Raw genomic sequence first — 16762 nt, forward strand, 5'->3', positions numbered from 1 at the left:
CCCACGGGCCGGACTGCATTCTGTGCGCGGGGGACTGTCCCCGTCGACGCGGCCTTGACAGACTTTGTCAACAGTGCGCGAGGTCGGCATCGACCGATAGTGTTCAGCATTGTCGAACTACGTGAGCAGGAGGAGGCTGCCCGATGGCACGGAACATCCAGTCGCTCGAACGAGCCGCTGCGATGCTGCGGCTGCTGGCCGGCGGGGAGCGCCGGCTGGGGCTGTCGGACGTGGCGTCCTCGCTCGGCCTGGCGAAGGGGACGGCGCACGGCATCCTGCGCACGCTCCAGGCCGAGGGCTTCGTCGAGCAGGACCCCGCCTCCGGCCGGTATCAGCTGGGCGCCGAGCTGCTGCGGCTGGGCAACAGCTATCTGGACGTGCACGAGCTGCGGGCCCGCGCCCTGGTGTGGACCGACGACCTGGCCCGGGCCAGCGGCGAGAGCGTGTACGTGGGGGTGCTGCACCAGAGCGGGGTGCTGATCATGCACCACGTGTTCCGGCCGGACGACAGCCGCCAGGTGCTGGAGGTGGGGGCCATGCAGCCCTTGCACTGCACGGCCCTGGGCAAGGTGCTGTCGGCCTACGACCCGGTGGCGCACAGCCAGGCCCTGGAGGCCGAGCGGGAGGCGTTCACGCCCCGTACGGTGACCGATCCGGAGGGCTTCGAGTCGGTGCTGGCGCTGACCCGGGCCCGCGGCTGGGCCGCGGACGTCGAGGAGACCTGGGACGGCATCGCCTCGGTGGCCGCCCCGATCCTCGACCGGCGCCGGATGCCGGTGGGCGCAGTGGCCGTGGCAGGCGCCGTGGAGCGGGTCTGCGGGGGCCCCGGAGAGTCCGGCGAGCCGCGGCCGGCCCTGGTAGCAGCCGTTCGGGATTGCGCAAGAGCGGTTTCCCGCGATCTCGGCGCAGGCCGGTTCTGACCTTCCCCTCATACGCCCAGAGGCCACCTTGTGGCCTCTTTTGGCGTTTTTTCGGCCGGTTCTCGCCGCGTTCTGGCCATCAGATGGCTTGATTTGGGCGATCGTACCTAGTGGTAACGATCCGGCAATCTGACCTGACCGGGTCTTGACGCTTTATTCACCTGGCCGGAAAACTGCCGTTCATCGGTCGGCATTGTCGAACACCTACCGGCAATACGCGCTAGGGTGTAGCAAGGCCAGGACCGGTGAAGCACTCACCGAGTGCGGCGGACGACCGGGCGGGACCGGTCTCCAACCCACCCTCTGGACGTAGGACAAAGGAGTCGCGGGTGTCCACCTCCGACATCTTCATCGGCGAGACCATCGGTACCGCCCTGCTCACTCTGCTCGGCGGTGGCGTCTGCGCCGCGCTGACGCTCAAGGCCTCCAAGGCCCGTAACGCGGGCTGGCTCGCGATCACCTTCGGCTGGGGTTTCGCCGTTCTGATCGCGGCCTACGTGTCCGCGCCGCTCTCCGGCGCGCACCTGAACCCCGCCGTCACCGTCGGCATCGCCGTCAAGACCGGGGTCTGGAACGACGTCCCCGTCTACTTCGCCGGCCAGATGCTCGGCGCCATGCTCGGCTCGGTCGTGATGTGGATCGCGTACTACGGCCAGTTCCAGGTGCACCTCGCGGACCCGGACAACATCCGTGACGCCAAGCTCGGCCCCGAGGACCCGCACCCGCACGACCAGGCGGGCCCGGTGCTCGGCATCTTCTCCACCGGTCCGGAAATCCGTCACGTCGTGCAGAACCTCGCCACCGAGATCATCGGTACCTTCGTTCTGGTCCTTGCGATCCTCACCCAGGGTCTGCAGGGTGACGGCAAGGGTCTCGGCGTCATCGGCGTCCTCATCACCTCCTTCGTGGTCGTCGGCATCGGCCTCTCGCTCGGCGGCCCGACCGGCTACGCCATCAACCCGGCCCGTGACCTCGGTCCGCGCATCGTGCACGCCCTGCTGCCGCTGTCCAACAAGGGCGGCTCGGACTGGGGATACTCCTGGATCCCGGTGGTCGGCCCGCTCGTCGGTGCCGTCCTCGCCGGCGGTCTGTACAACATCGCGTTCGCCTGATCAGCCCCCGCGTCAGCATCAGCCACTCACGAGACTTGTCAGGAGCAGCCACCATGACCAGCAGCACCGGCCCCTTCATCGCCGCGATCGACCAGGGCACCACCTCCTCCCGCTGCATCGTGTTCGACCGCGACGGCCGCATCGTCGCCGTCGACCAGAAGGAGCACGAGCAGATCTTCCCGAAGCCGGGCTGGGTCGAGCACGACGCCAAGGAGATCTGGACCAACGTCCAGGAGGTCGTGGCCGGCGCCATGGCCAAGGCCGAGATCACCTCCGCCGACGTCAAGGCGGTCGGCATCACCAACCAGCGCGAGACCACCGTCCTGTGGGACAAGAACACCGGTGAGCCGGTGCACAACGCGCTGGTCTGGCAGGACACCCGTACCGACGCCCTCTGCAAGGAGCTCGGCCGCAACGTCGGCCAGGACCGCTTCCGCCGCGAGACCGGCCTGCCGCTGGCCAGCTACTTCGCCGGCCCGAAGGCCCGCTGGCTGCTCGACAACGTCGAGGGCCTGCGCGAGCGCGCCGAGGCGGGCGACATCCTCTTCGGCACCATGGACTCCTGGGTCATCTGGAACCTCACCGGCGGCGCCCAGGGCGGTGTGCACGTCACCGACGTCACCAACGCCTCGCGCACCATGCTGATGAACCTGCACACCCTGGCCTGGGACGAGAAGATCGCCGAGTCCATGGGCGTCCCGCTCAACGTCCTCCCGGAGATCAAGTCCTCCGCCGAGGTCTACGGCGAGGTCAAGGAGGGCGTCCTCGCGGGTGTGCCGGTGGCCTCCGCGCTCGGCGACCAGCAGGCCGCCCTGTTCGGCCAGACCTGTTTCGCCGAGGGCGAGGCCAAGTCCACGTACGGCACCGGCACGTTCATGCTGATGAACACCGGCGACAAGATCATCAACTCCTACAGCGGCCTGCTGACCACGGTCGGCTACCAGATCGGCGACCAGAAGCCGGTCTACGCGCTGGAGGGCTCCATCGCCGTCACCGGCTCGCTCGTCCAGTGGATGCGCGACCAGATGGGCCTGATCAAGTCCGCGGCCGAGATCGAGACCCTGGCCTCCTCCGTCGAGGACAACGGCGGCGCCTACTTCGTGCCCGCCTTCTCCGGCCTGTTCGCCCCGTACTGGCGCTCCGACGCCCGCGGTGTGATCGCCGGCCTCACCCGGTACGTCACCAAGGCGCACATCGCCCGTGCCGTCCTGGAGGCCACCGCCTGGCAGACCCGTGAGATCACCGACGCCATGACCAAGGACTCGGGCGTCGAGCTCGCCGCCCTCAAGGTCGACGGCGGCATGACCTCCAACAACCTGCTGATGCAGACCCTCTCGGACTTCCTGGACGCCCCCGTGGTCCGTCCGATGGTCGCCGAGACCACCTGCCTCGGTGCCGCCTACGCCGCCGGCCTGGCCGTCGGCTTCTGGCCCGACACCGACGCGCTGCGCGCCAACTGGCGCCGGGCCGCGGAGTGGACCCCGCGGATGCCCGCCGACCAGCGGGAGCGCGAGTACAAGAGCTGGCTCAAGGCCGTTGAGCGGACCATGGGCTGGGTCGACGACGAAGACGCCAGCTGACCGCCGCACTGGTTGAGCTGACGCAAGCGACGACGAGGAGCTAAGACAATGAGCAGCCTGCAGAGCGTGCCCGCCTCCCTGGGCACGCACCCGACCGCCGGTTCCAACGCGAGCCGTGCCGAGACCCGCGAGCAGCTGGCGAAGGCCACGTACGACCTGCTGGTCATCGGCGGTGGAATCCTGGGCACCTCGGTGGCCTGGCACGCCGCGCAGTCGGGTCTGCGGGTCGCCATGGTGGACGCCGGCGACTTCGCCGGCGCCACCTCCTCGGCCTCCTCCAAGCTGGTCCACGGCGGTCTGCGCTACCTGCAGACCGGCGCGGTCAAGCTGGTCGCCGAGAACCACCACGAGCGCCGGGTGCTGGCCAAGGACGTGGCCCCGCACCTGGTCAACCCGCTCACCTTCTACCTGCCGGTCTACAAGGGCGGACCGGTCGGTGCGGCCAAGCTGGGCGCGGGCGTCTTCGCCTACTCCGCCCTCTCGGCCTTCGGCGACGGCATCGGCAAGGTCATATCCCCGGCCCGTGCCGCCGCCGACAACCCGGGCCTGCGCACGGACAACCTGAAGGCCGTCGCGGTCTACTACGACCACCAGATGAACGACTCCCGGGTCGCCGTCATGACGGTCCGCGCGGCCGTCGAGTCCGGCGCGGTGGTCCTCAACCACGCCGAGGTCACCGGCCTGCGGATGACCCAGGGCCGGGTCTCCGGCGCCGAGCTCAAGGACCGCCTGGACGGCACCGAGTTCGGGATCGACGCGCGCGTCGTGCTCAACGCCACCGGCCCGTGGGTGGACCACCTGCGGCGCATGGAAGACAAGCACTCGATGCCGTCGATCCGCCTCTCCAAGGGCGCGCACATCGTGATGAAGCGCAAGTCGCCGTGGAAGGCCGCCATGGCCACCCCGATCGACAAGTACCGCATCACCTTCGCCCTGCCGTGGGAGGACCAGCTGCTGCTGGGCACCACCGACGAGAAGTACGAGGGCGACCCGGCGGACGTGCGCGCCACCGAGTCCGACATCGCGCAGATCCTCGACGAGGCCGCGTTCTCGGTGAAGGACGCCGACCTCGACCGGTCCCTGATGACCTACGCCTTCGCCGGCCTGCGGGTGCTGCCGGGCGGCCCCGGCGGCGTGGAGAAGGCCAAGCGCGAGACCGTGGTCTCCGAGGGCAAGGGCGGCATGCTGTCGGTCGCCGGCGGCAAGTGGACCACGTACCGCCACATCGGCCGCGTGGTGATGGACAAGCTGGCGAAGCTCCCGGGCAGCCCGCTGACCGAGGACATGGAGCCGGTGAAGTCCCTGGTCCGCCGGGTCCCGCTGCCCGGTGTCGCCAACCCGAACGCGGTCGCGCACCGGCTGCTGGTGGACCGCGAGCCGGGCATGCGGATGGACCCGCTGACCGCGCGGCACCTGGCCTCCCACTACGGTTCGCTGGCCTTCGACATCGCCCGCATGGTCAACGAGCGCCCCGAGCTCGGCGAGCGGATCCACGAGGACGGCCCGGAGATCTGGGCGCAGGTCGCCTACGCCCGCGACTTCGAGTGGGCCCAGACCGTCGACGACGTGCTGCGCCGGCGGACCACGGTGACGGTCCGCGGCCTGGACGACGACGCCGTGCGGGCGCGCGTCGAGGAGATGCTCGCGGCCCGCAAGGTGTAGCAAGGCATGGCTTAGGCGGGGGCTGCCGCGCAGGCTCCCGCGTAGCGGCGAAGGGGCGGTTCCGGACGGGACCGCCCCTTTGCCGTGGGCTGTAACAGGCGTCGTTTCAAGGCATAGGCTGGCCCTTGTACACGAGGAACTTCGGAAGGAGACCTGGGTGATCGAGCTGGAGGGCATGCCCGAGCTGATCGACCCGGTCATGGTGGCCGCGTTCGAAGGATGGAACGACGCGGGCGACGCGGCCTCCGGTGCGGTGGCGCACCTGGACCGGGAATGGAAGGGCGAGGTCTTCGCGGCGCTCGACGCCGAGGACTACTACGACTTCCAGGTCAACCGGCCGACGGTGTGGCTGGACAACGGAACGCGGAAGATCACATGGCCGACGACGCGGCTGTCGGTGGTGCGGATCGGCGGGGCCAAGCCGCGGGACCTGGTGCTGGTGCGCGGGATCGAACCGTCCATGCGGTGGCGGTCGTTCTGCAACGAGATCCTCGGCTTCGCCCACGAGTTGGGCGTGGAGATGGTAATCGTCCTGGGCGCCCTGCTGGGCGACACCCCGCACACCCGGCCGGTGCCGGTGTCCGGGGTGACCTCGGACCCGGATCTGGCGCGGACGATGGACCTGGAGGAGACCCGGTACGAGGGCCCGACGGGCATCGTCGGCATCCTCCAGGAGGCCTGTACGCACGCGGGTGTTCCGGCGGTCTCGCTCTGGGCGGCGGTCCCCCACTACGTGTCGCAGCCGCCCAATCCGAAGGCCACGCTGGCGCTGCTGAACCGGCTGGAGGACCTGATCGACATCAGGATCCCGCTGGGTGAACTGCCGGAGGACGCGCGGGCCTGGCAGTTGGGCGTGGACCAACTGGCCGCGGAGGACAGCGAGGTGGCGGAGTACGTCCAGACGCTGGAGGAGGCGCGGGACACCGCTGACCTGCCGGAGGCCTCGGGCGAGGCGATCGCCCGCGAGTTCGAGCGCTACCTGCGGCGCCGGGACCCGGCCGCAGGTCCCGGTCCCGGGTCCGGGCCGGAGCCGTCGGACGGCTCGTACTTCCGCGACCCGTCGAGCGGGCGGGGGGCCCAGCCGCCGCTCCGCCGCCCGGAGGACCCGGGCGACCTCCCCGGCCCGGAAACCCCTGACACGCCCGAGTCCTGACGAGCGTGACGAACTCCGCCCCGGCCCGCATCAGATCGGGCCGGGGCGGAGCTTCGGGATGTGGGAGCTAGAGGGCGACGCCCAGCAGTGCGTCCACGGTGCGGGAGACCAGCCCCGGGGCCGACTCGTCCTCGCCGTCCGTGACGAGCTGACGCTCGACCCAGTGGTCCACGGCCGCCAGCGCCGCCGGCGCGTTCAGGTCGTCGGCAAGGGCCTCCCGGACCTCCTCGACCAGCGCGTCCGCCGGAATGCCGTCCGGCCGGGACACGGCCGCCCGCCAGCGGTCCAGCCGGTCCACGGCCTCGGCGAGGACCTCGTCCGTCCACTCCCAGTCCGCCCGGTAGTGGCGGGACAGCAGGGCGAGGCGGATCGCGGCCGGGTCCACGCCGGCCCGCCGCAGCGCGGAGACGAAGACCAGGTTGCCCTTGGACTTCGACATCTTCTCGCCGTGCAGGGCGACCATGCCGGCGTGTACGTACGCCTTGGCCATCGGGAACTCGCCGGTCAGCACCTGCGCGTGCGAGGCGCCCATTTCGTGGTGCGGGAAGGCCAGGTCGGAGCCGCCGCCCTGGATGTCGAAGCCCATGCCCAGGTGGTCCAGGGCGATGGCGACGCATTCGATGTGCCAGCCGGGCCGGCCGCGGCCCAGCGAGCCGCCGTCCCAGCTCGGCTCGCCGTCGCGTGCGGCCATCCACAGCATCGGGTCGAGGGGGTTCTTCTTGCCGGGGCGCTCGGGGTCGCCGCCGCGCTCCGCGGACAGCAGCCGCATCGCCTCGGCGTCGAGGCCGGAGACCCCGCCGAAGTGCGGGTCGGCCTCGACCGAGAAGTAGATGTCACCTTCGAGCTCGTACGCGGCGCCCGCCTCCCGGAGCCGCTCCACCAGCGGAACGATGCCCGGTATGGCTTCGACCGCGCCGATGTAGTGCTGCGGCGGCAGCATCCGCAGGGCGGTCATGTCCTCGCGGAAGAGCGCGGTCTCGCGTTCGGCGAGCTCGGTCCAGTCGTGGCCGTCGCGCAGGGCCCGCTCCAGCAGCGGGTCGTCCACGTCCGTGACGTTCTGGACGTAGTGGACCTGCCGCTTGGTGTCGAGCCACACGCGCTGTACGAGGTCGAACGCGTTGTAGGTCGCCGCGTGACCCAGGTGGGTCGCGTCGTACGGGGTGATGCCGCAGACGTAGATACGGGCGACGGGACCGGGGGAAAGGGTGACCTTCCCGCGGGTCGCGGTGTCGTGGATCTGGAGGTCGCGGCCCTTGCCGGGCAGGGCGGGAACCTCAGAAGCGGGCCAGGCATGCATGTCTTGAGCCTAACCGGACGGATGTTCCGGAAACGAACCGGATCCGGAGTGTTGGCCGGATCGGCGCTCTTGTGCTCCTGCCGGTTCTGTGCATGGGCCGCTGCCCAGGTCAGACGGGTGGCCAGGGAATCGAGGGCCACTGCCCGGAGGGGCTCGGGTGCGTCCGTGTACGCAGCAGTCCGGCCACTCGCTCCCGTACGGCATCCAGCTCGGCGGCGGTGATCAGTTCGGCCAGTCGGGTGGCGAGCGGGGCCCCCTCGGCGAGTTGCCCGGCCAGCGAGCCCAGCACGTCGACGGCCTCCTCGGTGAGCGGCTCCCCCGCCCAGCCCCACAGCAGGGTCCGCAGTTTGTCCTCGGCGTGGAAGGTGACCCCGTGGTCGATGCCGTACAGCCGTCCGCCGGGGGCGGGCAGCAGGTGCCCGCCCTTGCGGTCGCCGTTGTTGATCACTGCATCGAGGACGGCGAGCCGCCGCAGCCGGGCGTCGTCGGCGTGCACCAGCAGCGCCGTGCGCCCCTCGCCGACCTCGGCGAAGGCGACCGGTTTCCAGCCTTCGCCCGCTTCCTCGCCTTCGACCAGGGCGAGCAGAGTGCCGTCCGGGGACTGCTCTTCGGCGCCCTCGATGCCCTCGATCCAGTGCTGGACCATGCCCTCGCCGTAGGGGCCGTCGCGCAGCACGGTGGGCGGGATCAGCCCCCATCCGGTCGCCTGGGAGACCAGGTAGGCGGCCACCTCGCGCCGGGCGAGGTTGCCGTCGGGGAAGTCCCACAGCGGTCGCTCGCCCTTGACCGGCTTGTACACGCATTCGGCGGTCGCGCCGTCGAGGCGGACCGTGCACAGCAGGACGGCGTTGGAGGCCCCGGCGATCCGGCCGCGGACGGTGAGCTCACCGCGGGTGAGCAGCTCCTCGATCGAGGTCATGGTGGTCACACCTGACGCCGGTACCCGTTCTGGCGCGGACACACATGTCCTTCCGGGTCCAGGGGCAGGCTGCACAGCGGGCAGGGCGGCCGGCCGGCGTTGACCACGTCCAGGGCCCGCTTGGCGAAGGCGCGGGCCTGTGTCCCGGTGAGGCGGACCCGCAGCATCGGCGGGCCGTTCTCCTCGTCCTGGAGCAGCCGCTCCTCTGCCTCGGCGAGGTCCTCCTCCGAGTCCGCGTCGAGCTCGACCAGGGCCTGTGCCTCGACGATCATGCGCTGTTCCTCGCCGTCCCAGGCCAGGGCCATGGTGCCGACGCGGAACTCCTCGTCCACCGGTACGTCCAGCGGGGCGGTGTCGGCGCCCTCGGCGGGGGCGACGGCCGGGACGGGGGCGTTGCCGCCGGTGCGGCGTACGACCTCGTCGAGCAGCTCGTCCATGCGCTCGGCCAGCGCGGCGACCTGGGTCTTCTCCAGGGAGACGCTGGTGACGCGGGGGCCGGAGGAGGCCTGCAGGAAGAACGTACGGCGTCCAGGCAGCCCGACCGTACCCGCAACGAAGCGGTCCGGCGGGTCGTAGAGGAACACCTGACGGGGCACGTCCAGTCTCCAAGTCTCGGCGGCGGGGCCAGGCGCAGGTCCGGCCCTCAGTGGCGCCGGCGGCAGGTCTGCGTACGCGGTCGGTCAGTCCACCCTACTGCGCCGTTGGATCACCCGGCGCCCGCGCCGCCGCCCACGACCGCGTTCCCGCCGTCTTCGACGGCTTTGTCCGCGTTGCTGTCGCGCGGGGCGAAGGAGTCGAAGTCCCCGGTGTCGCCGAGCCGGAGGAGGAAGGGCCGGGAGGGGGTGTAGCGGATGGCGGTGACCGAGCAGGGGTCGACGTGGAGGCGCTGGAACAGGTCGAGGTGCATGCCGAGGGCGTCGGCGACGAGCGACTTGATGATGTCGCCGTGCGAGCACATCAGGTAGACGGCGTCCTGGCCGTGTTCCGCGTCCATGCGGGCGTTCCAGTCGCGGACCGCGTCCACGGCGCGGGCCTGCATGGCGCGCATGGATTCGCCGCCGGGGAAGGCGGCGGCGGACGGGTGCTGCTGGACGATCTTCATCAGCGGTTCGTCGGCGAGTTCGGAGAGTTTGCGGCCGGACCAGTCGCCGTAGTGGCATTCGCCGATCCGCTCGTCGGTGTGCAGGACGAGTCCGGGGCGGGCGGCGAGCAGCGGTTCCAGGGTCTGCCGGCAGCGCTCCAGCGGGCTGGTCACGGCAGCCGCCAGCGGCAGCCCGGCGAGTCGTGCGGGCAGGGCGGCGGCCTGCGCGGCGCCCCGCTCGTCGAGGACCACTCCGGGGGTCCAGCCGGCGAGCAGCCCTGCGGTGTTGGCGGTGGACCGCCCGTGTCGTACGAGGATCAGCGTGGCCATGCGGCCAAGGGTAGGTGGTGGGCCCGGCGTGCGGGGGCGGGCGAGGCAGGGAAGAATGCCCCGCGTGATTGTCGACTGCGCGATTTACCGGGACGGCCGGCGGACGGAGGGGCCGGAGGACTTCTCCGATGCCCTGGACGAGGCACGGGCCACGGGCGACGCCTTCCTGTGGGTGGGCATGTACGAGCCCACGGAGAAGGAGTTCGATCATGTGAGCCGGGAGTTCGGGCTGCACCCGCTGGCGGTGGAGGACGCGCTGACCGCACACCAGCGTCCGAAGCTGGAGGTGTACGACGACTCGATGTTCGTGGTCCTCAAGCCGGTCCTGTACGACGACGACACGGACACGGTGAGCGCCGGCGAGCTGATGGTGTTCGTCGGCGACTCCTTCGTGGTGACCGTGCGGCACGGCGAGGGCGGGGCGCTGACCGCCGTGCGCAAGCGCCTGGAGCGGGAGCGGACGGTGCTGCGGCACGGGCCGACCGCGGTGCTGTACGCGGTGAGCGACGCGGTGGTGGACCACTACATCGAGGTGGCGGCGGAGCTCCAGTCGGATCTGGAGGAGCTGGAGGCGGAGGTGTTCGCCCCGAATCCGACCGATGCGAAGACGATCGCGGGGCGGATCTACGGTTTCAAGCGGCAGGTGCTGGAGTTCCGGCGGGCGACCAGTCCGCTGCTCCAGCCGATGAACCGGCTGGCCTTCGGCAATGTGCCGTTCGTCGACGAGCATTCGCGGCCGTTCTTCCGGGATGTCGCCGACCACCTGACCAAGGCCAACGAGTACATCGAGGGGCTGGACCGGCTGCTGTCGGACGCGCTGGCGGCGCATCTGGCGCAGATGGGGGTCCGGCAGAACGACGACGTGCGGAAGATCTCGGCCTGGGCGGCGATGGCGGCCGTCCCGACGATGGTCGCGGGGATCTACGGCATGAACTTCGACCACATGCCGGAGCTCCGGCAGTGGTGGGGCTATCCGGCCGTGCTGCTGGTGATGGCGGGGGCCTGCCTCGGCCTGCACCGGTTGTTCAAGCGCCGCGGCTGGCTGTAGCGACAGGCGGGGCCCCCGCGGGCCGGCCGGCGCTCAGGCGAACTCGGGGGCGGTGGTGACCGGTCCGCCCAGCGCGTCGAGCCGCTCCGGCATCCGCAGGCCGACCATCCGGTGCCAGCCGCTGAACCGTTCGTACGCGTACATGCCGCGGATTCCGGCGGCCAGGACGGCGGCCTTGGGCCTCGGCCACTTCAGGATGCGGCCCATGTGGTCCATGACGGCCAGGCTCACGTCCCGGTAGATGCCGATCTCGGTGAGGGCGCTGTCCCGGAGCACCCGCTGGATGGTCCGGCCGTGGCCTGCGCGGGCGAGCCGGAGCAACTCCTCGTGGCAGTAGGCGAGGTGGTTGTCCTCGTCGTGGCTGATCAGGCGGATGGCCTTGCCGAGCTCGGGGTGCTCGCCGAAGTGCCTGACCAGCATCTCCATCTGGTCGGCGGCGCGTTGCTCGGTGACCCGGCTGTGCGCGAGGTAGACGACGATGTCCTGCTCGGTGAGCGGCTCGTCGCCACGCAGCTTGGAGTGGGCGAGGCCGATGCCGCGCCGCTCCAGCAGCATGGTGTAGTCGGTCTCCGGCGGTACCGGGACCGGCGGCAGCCCGCGATTGCGCAGCAGCGCGTTGAAGATCCGGCCGTGCTTGTCCTCGTCGGCACCGTGCCGGGTGATCTTGGGGGCCATGTCGCGCATGGCCTCCGGCACCAGGGCGGCGATCCGGGCGTTCTCCCAGCCGCCCTGGGTCTCACCGCTGGCGGCGATGGAGCAGAACAGCTGGAAGGAGTCGTCATCGTCGACGATCTCCTGGAACAGGCTGCGGGCTGAGAGCACGGTCCACCTCCGGGCGTGAACACCCCCTGGAAGCTCACTCAAGTCCCGATCGGACGAACGGGCAACCGGATACGTCGCACTACTCGGCCGAACGAAGGACCCGAAGGGGTGCCCGCGGGGGCGTAACCCGGCGGGCGGGCCGCGCGTTGATGGGGGTGACGGCCGTGGCGGGGAAGACCCCCGAGCCCCCACCACGGCCGCAGTGCTTCGGATCTCTCCTAGGCCAGGCCGGCCCGCTCCAGGGCCTCGGTGCCGGCCCGCAGGGCGGTGAGGCGCTCGTCGAGGGTGAACCCGGCCGGAGCGAGGGTGAGGGTGGTGACCCCGGCCTCCGCGTAGGCCCGCATCCCGTCGGCGATCCGCTCCACCGGCCCGAGCAGGGCGGTGGAGTCGATCAGCGAGTGCGGAACGGCGGCAGCCGCGCCCTGCTTGTCGCCGGCCAGGTACTTGTCCTGGATCTCGGCGGCTTCCTTCTCGTAGCCCATGCGCTGGGCGAGCTGGTTGTAGAAGTTCTGCTTCCGGCTGCCCATGCCGCCGACGTACAGGGCGGTGTACGGGCGGAACATGTCGGCGAGGCCGGTCACGTCCTCGCCGACGGCGAGCGGCACGGTCGGGCAGACGTCGAAGCCGTCCAGGGTCAGCCCGGCCTTCTCCCGGCCGGCCCGGATGTGCCGGAGCGCGGTGTCCTCGAGGTGCGCGGCGGACGGGAAGATCAGCAGGGCTCCGTCGGCGATCTCGCCGGTCTGCTCCAGGTTCTTCGGGCCAATCGCGGCGATGTAGAGCGGGATGTGCTCGCGCTCCGGGTGCACGGTCAGCTTGATCGGCTTGCCGGGGCCGCCGGGCAGCGGCAGGGTCCAGTGCTCGCCGTCGTGGGTGAGGCGCTCGCGGCTCATCGCCTTGCGGACGATCTCCACGTACTCGCGGGTGCGGGACAGCGGCTTGTCGAACTTCACGCCGTACCAGCCCTCGGAGACCTGCGGTCCGGAGACGCCGAGGCCGAGCCGGAACCGGCCGCCGGAGAGCGAGTCGAGGGTGGCGGCCGTCATCGCGGTCATGGCGGGCTGGCGGGCCGGGATCTGCATGATCGCGGAGCCGACGTCGATCCGCTCGGTCTGGGCGGCGACCCAGGCCAGCACGGTCGGCGCGTCGGAGCCGTAGGCCTCGGCGGCCCAGCACACGTCGTAGCCGAGGCGGTCCGCCTCCCGGGCGACGGCCAGGTTGTCGGCGTCCATGCCCGCACCCCAGTAGCCGAGATTGATGCCGAGCCGCATAGGTCGTCCCCTTACCGGTTTACCGATCAGTAACGTAGGTCTGCGGGGACTGTAGCGCGCCGGAGTGCCGTCCGTCAGTGCCCCAGTAGTCTCAGCGCTCATGGAGCAGAGGCATCTCGGCCGCACCGGCCTGCGCGTGTCCCGGATCGGCCTCGGCACGCTGACCTGGGGACGGGACACCGGTGACCAGGCCGCTGCCGACCAGCTGAAGGCCTTCTGGGAGGCGGGCGGCACGCTCGTCGACACCGCCGACGCGTACGGCGGTGGGGAGGCGGAGTACCTGCTGGGGCAGCTGGTCGGCGGGCTGGTTCCGCGCCAGGACCTGGTGATCGCCACCAAGGCGGGCTCGGTACGGGACCCCGACCGCCGGATCGACGCCTCGCGCGGGCACCTGCTGGCTGCGCTGGACGATTCGCTGGCCCGGCTGGGCACGGACCACGTGGACCTCTGGCAGGTGCACGCCTTCGACCCGGGAACCCCGTTGGAGGAGACCCTCCAGGCGCTCGACCTGGCGGTGAGCAGCGGCCGGGCCCGGTACGCCGGGCTGGCGGGCTTCTCCGGCTGGCAGCTGGCCAAGGCGGCGACCTGGCAGCTGGCGGCGCCGGGGGTGCGGACCCGGCTCGCCTCGACGCAGATGGAGTACTCCCTGCTGCAGCGGGGCGTGGAGCGCGAGGTGCTGCCGGCCGCGCTGGACCTGGGCGTGGCGCTGCTGCCGTCCTCCCCGCTGGGCCGCGGGGTCCTCACCGGCAAGTACCGCTCCGGGGTCCCGGCGGACTCCCGCGCCGCGTCGGAAACCCTCGCCGCGTTCGTCGAGCCGTACCTGGACGATACGGCGAGCGGGATCGTGGACGCGGTGGCGACGGCCGCGCACGGGCTGGCCGTGACCCCGCTCCAGGTGGCCCTGGCATGGGTCCGGGACCGCCCGGGCGTGGCCGCGCCGATCGTGGGCGCCAGGACATCGGCGCAGCTCAGCGAGGCTTTGTCAGCGGAGCCGCTTACCCTTCCGGAGGAGATCCGCCAGGCACTGGACGACGTTTCGGCCCCGGTGCACCGCTACCCCGACCAGGACTGGAGCACACTGTGACCACGGACCCGGCCCAGCCGGCCCCCACCCCGTCCCCCAAACCACCCGGGCCAGAGCCCCACGACGGGGCCCCGGGGTCGGAGCCCAGCACGCGGGCCGGGGCGGAGCCCAGCGCGCCGACATCTGGGGCGGAGCCCGGGGGCGCGGGCGCGGAGCCCGGCGCGCCGGAGTCCGGGGCGGGGCCCCAGAGCGGGGGCGCGGGGTCGGAGCCCAGCACAGCGGGGTCCGGGGCGGAGCCCCAGGACGGGGACCCGGGGGCGGAACCCGGCACGCCGGGGTCCGGGCCGGAGCCCCGGGACGGGGACGCGGGGGCAGAGGCCCAGGACGAGGGCCCGGCGGCGGAGCCCAGCGCGGCGGCATCCGGGGCAGAGCCCCAAAGCGGGGGCGCGGGCGCGGAGGCCAGCGCGCCGGAGTCTGGGGCGGAGCCCCGGGGCGGGGGGCCGGGGGCGGAGCCCTCGGTTTCGGGGAGGGGCGGGGTGGGGGAAAGCGCCGCAGGCAGCGGAGCCGCGCCCGGGTTGAGCGAGGCCGAGGCCGAGCTGGCCGCGCAGAAGGTCGAGCGCGACCGCATCGCCCGCCGCAAGGCGGAGCGGACCGCTCCGATCGAGGCCGGCGCCGCCCTCAGCGGCAAGGCCGCCGACCTGCTGGCCGCCGTACGCGCCGTGGAGAGCGGCGAAAAGCCCGCACCCGTGTACTTCGACGAGGCACCGGCCGTGCCCCGCCGGACCCCCGTCTCCCCTCCCCCTCCCTCTCCCCCGGCCCCGCGCCCGGCAGCCGGCCCCACCCCTGAGACCGTCGCCGCGGTCCGCACGCTGCTCGCCCGGGCCGGTGCCCCCGAGGCAGCGGCCACCCGGGCCGCCGAGGTGCTCGGCGAGACCGCGGCCGACCGGCTGGCCGAGGACCCCTGGCAGCTGCTCGCCGTCACCGGCATCCGCCCCTCCCAGGCGGACGGCTTCGCCCGCGCCCTGCTCGGCTCCGAGTGCGGCCCCGGGGACGAGCGCCGGACCACCGCCCTGGTGGCCTGGCTGCTGGACCAGGCCGCCCTCAAGGGCCACACCGTGCTGGACGCCCCGGTCCTGCAGTCCGCGCTGGCCCAGTACGCCGTCCCCGACCCGGCCGCCGCCCTGGAGCAGGCCATCGCCGACGGGACCGTGCTGGTGTTCCAGGAGCCGGTCGGCGAGCCCGCCGCGGAGGGCGAGGAGCAGCCGGTCCGGATCCTGGTGGGCCTGGAGGGCTGCGCCCTGGCGGAGGAGAGCCTGGCGGACGGCCTGGCCCGGCTGATCAACACCTTCGGCACCGGCCACCCGGACACCACCCCCGACGCCTGGCAGGCAGCCGCCTCCGCCGCCCCCAGCCCCTCCGCCGCCGAGCTGATCCGCGCGGCAGCGGAACACGGCCTGGTCACCCACACCGGCGGCGAGGCCGCCCGCGCGGAACCGCTCGCCCTGCTGGCCGCCGCCCGTGACCTCGGCCTGCGGGCCTGGGCCGCCGCCCACACCCCGGCGCCCGGGGTGGTGACCGTCGCCGGTCTGCTGGCCGGGGCCGAGGGTCCCGCGCGGGACCCGGACGGCCAGTGGGAGCTGGACCTGTTGATCGTGCTGGACGCGCCCCAGCTGGACGTGGAGAGCGGGGCCGCACTGGTCGAGTCGGTGCCGGACGGTGCCCGGCTGGTGCTGTCCGGCGACCCCGGGGTGCTCGGATCGGCGGGCGCCGGCCGGGTGTTCGCGGATCTCCTCGCCGCCCGGGCCTGCCCTCAGCTGGTCTCCCGGACCCCGGACCCCGGTCCGCTGGGCGAGCTGGTCTCGGGCATCGGCATCGGGGAGCTGAACCAGGTCGACGCCCCGGGCAAGGAGGTCGTCATCGTCCCGGTGCGGGATGCGGGCGAGGCCGTGCACCGCACGGTGCAGCTGGTGGCCGAGTCCGTGCCGCGGGCCTTCGGCATCCAGCCCGACGGCGTCCAGGTGATCACCCCCGGGCACGGCGGCTCGGCCGGGACCCGGGCCCTCAACACGGCCCTGAAGGAGCGCCTGAACCCCGGGCCGGGCCGGTTCGGCGGCTTCGACCCGGACGACCGGATCGTCCACGTCCCCGCCCCCGGCCGGGCGGTCCCGGGCCGGGTGCTCTCGGCCGACGCCGAGGGGCTCCACCTGGACTGCGGTCCCGCGGGCGGGCGGATCACCGTACCGAAGGACCGGGTCGAGGCGGAGGTCCGGCACGGCTGGGCGGTGACCGCGCACCAGGCGGCGGGCGCGCGCTGGCCGGCCGTGGTCGTGGTGCTGCCGGGCGATGCGGCGGACGCGCTGTCCCGGGACTGGGTCTACACGGCCTTCGGCCGGGCGGAACGGCACCTGTCCGTGGTGCACGGCGTGGACCAGGCGCTGCCGAAGGCGGTGGCGGAGGTCCGGCCGAAGCCGCGCACCACCCGGCTGACCGGGCTGCTGCGCACGCTGGTCGCCTCGGCGGCGCCCGCGGAATGATCTGCTTCCCGT

General features: G+C 72.3%; 14 protein-coding genes. 8 read left to right on the forward strand and 6 right to left on the reverse strand.

Translation table 11 applies throughout. The annotated features are described in order from the left end of the window. The first annotated feature begins 143 nt into the window (after positions 1-143). The 5 genes from ABT123_RS23375 to ABT123_RS23395 all read left to right on the forward strand — a co-directional run bounded on the left by ABT123_RS23375 (position 144) and on the right by ABT123_RS23395 (position 6427). Positions 144-920, forward strand: a complete 777-nt coding sequence (locus ABT123_RS23375; protein ID WP_351317875.1) for an IclR family transcriptional regulator — start codon at positions 144-146, stop codon at positions 918-920. 329 nt (positions 921-1249) lie between these two features. Further along, positions 1250-2032, forward strand: a complete 783-nt coding sequence (locus ABT123_RS23380; protein WP_351317877.1) for an MIP/aquaporin family protein — start codon at positions 1250-1252, stop codon at positions 2030-2032. Positions 2033-2085: 53 nt separating this feature from the next. Then, positions 2086-3612 carry a glycerol kinase GlpK gene (gene glpK / locus ABT123_RS23385; RefSeq protein ID WP_351317879.1) on the forward strand — a complete coding sequence of 509 codons (1527 nt, stop codon included), beginning with the start codon at positions 2086-2088 and terminating at the stop codon, positions 3610-3612. A 48-nt stretch (positions 3613-3660) separates the two neighbouring features. After that, entirely contained in the window at positions 3661-5274 is a 1614-nt protein-coding gene (locus ABT123_RS23390) for a glycerol-3-phosphate dehydrogenase/oxidase (protein WP_351317881.1), read from the forward strand. Between the two features lie 157 nt (positions 5275-5431). Then, entirely contained in the window at positions 5432-6427 is a 996-nt protein-coding gene (locus ABT123_RS23395; RefSeq protein ID WP_351317883.1) for a PAC2 family protein, read from the forward strand. A gap of 67 nt (positions 6428-6494) precedes the next feature. On the opposite strand, the gene mshC is transcribed toward ABT123_RS23395, so the two are convergent. The 4 genes from mshC to ABT123_RS23415 form a co-directional block, all read right to left on the reverse strand. Continuing rightward, positions 6495-7724, reverse strand: coding sequence for a cysteine--1-D-myo-inosityl 2-amino-2-deoxy-alpha-D-glucopyranoside ligase (mshC, locus tag ABT123_RS23400; RefSeq protein WP_351317885.1), 1230 nt, complete (start codon positions 7722-7724; stop codon positions 6495-6497). Positions 7725-7833: 109 nt separating this feature from the next. After that, a complete protein-coding gene (locus ABT123_RS23405; RefSeq protein ID WP_351317887.1) occupies positions 7834-8643 on the reverse strand; it encodes an SCO1664 family protein in 810 nt (269 codons plus the stop codon). A gap of 5 nt (positions 8644-8648) precedes the next feature. Next, positions 8649-9239 carry a DUF3090 domain-containing protein gene (locus ABT123_RS23410; RefSeq protein WP_351317889.1) on the reverse strand — a complete coding sequence of 197 codons (591 nt, stop codon included), beginning with the start codon at positions 9237-9239 and terminating at the stop codon, positions 8649-8651. A gap of 110 nt (positions 9240-9349) precedes the next feature. Continuing rightward, complete coding sequence (locus ABT123_RS23415; protein ID WP_351317890.1) at positions 9350-10054, reverse strand: histidine phosphatase family protein; 705 nt, start codon at positions 10052-10054, stop codon at positions 9350-9352. 55 nt (positions 10055-10109) lie between these two features. On the opposite strand from ABT123_RS23415, the gene corA reads away from it, so the two are divergent. Beyond that, positions 10110-11102, forward strand: coding sequence for a magnesium/cobalt transporter CorA (corA, locus tag ABT123_RS23420; protein ID WP_351317891.1), 993 nt, complete (start codon positions 10110-10112; stop codon positions 11100-11102). Positions 11103-11135: 33 nt separating this feature from the next. Here corA and ABT123_RS23425 read toward each other — a convergent pair whose 3' ends face one another. Together ABT123_RS23425 and ABT123_RS23430 are read right to left on the reverse strand one after the other, a co-directional pair. Then, on the reverse strand, positions 11136-11924 hold the full coding sequence (locus ABT123_RS23425) for a ferritin-like domain-containing protein (protein WP_351317892.1): 789 nt from the start codon (positions 11922-11924) through the stop codon (positions 11136-11138). Between the two features lie 218 nt (positions 11925-12142). Then, complete coding sequence (locus tag ABT123_RS23430) at positions 12143-13192, reverse strand: LLM class F420-dependent oxidoreductase (protein ID WP_351317893.1); 1050 nt, start codon at positions 13190-13192, stop codon at positions 12143-12145. A gap of 100 nt (positions 13193-13292) precedes the next feature. Between ABT123_RS23430 and ABT123_RS23435 the strand changes: the two genes are divergently transcribed. Further along, complete coding sequence (locus tag ABT123_RS23435; protein WP_351317894.1) at positions 13293-14276, forward strand: aldo/keto reductase; 984 nt, start codon at positions 13293-13295, stop codon at positions 14274-14276. Beyond that, a complete protein-coding gene (locus tag ABT123_RS23440) occupies positions 14273-16750 on the forward strand; it encodes a helix-hairpin-helix domain-containing protein (RefSeq protein ID WP_502971027.1) in 2478 nt (825 codons plus the stop codon). The genes ABT123_RS23435 and ABT123_RS23440 overlap by 4 nt, the downstream gene beginning before the upstream one ends. Positions 16751-16762: the final 12 nt, after the last annotated feature.

Source organism: Streptomyces sp. NPDC002054 (genome assembly GCF_040296685.1).
In the GTDB taxonomy this organism is placed as follows: Bacteria; Actinomycetota; Actinomycetes; order Streptomycetales; family Streptomycetaceae; genus Streptomyces.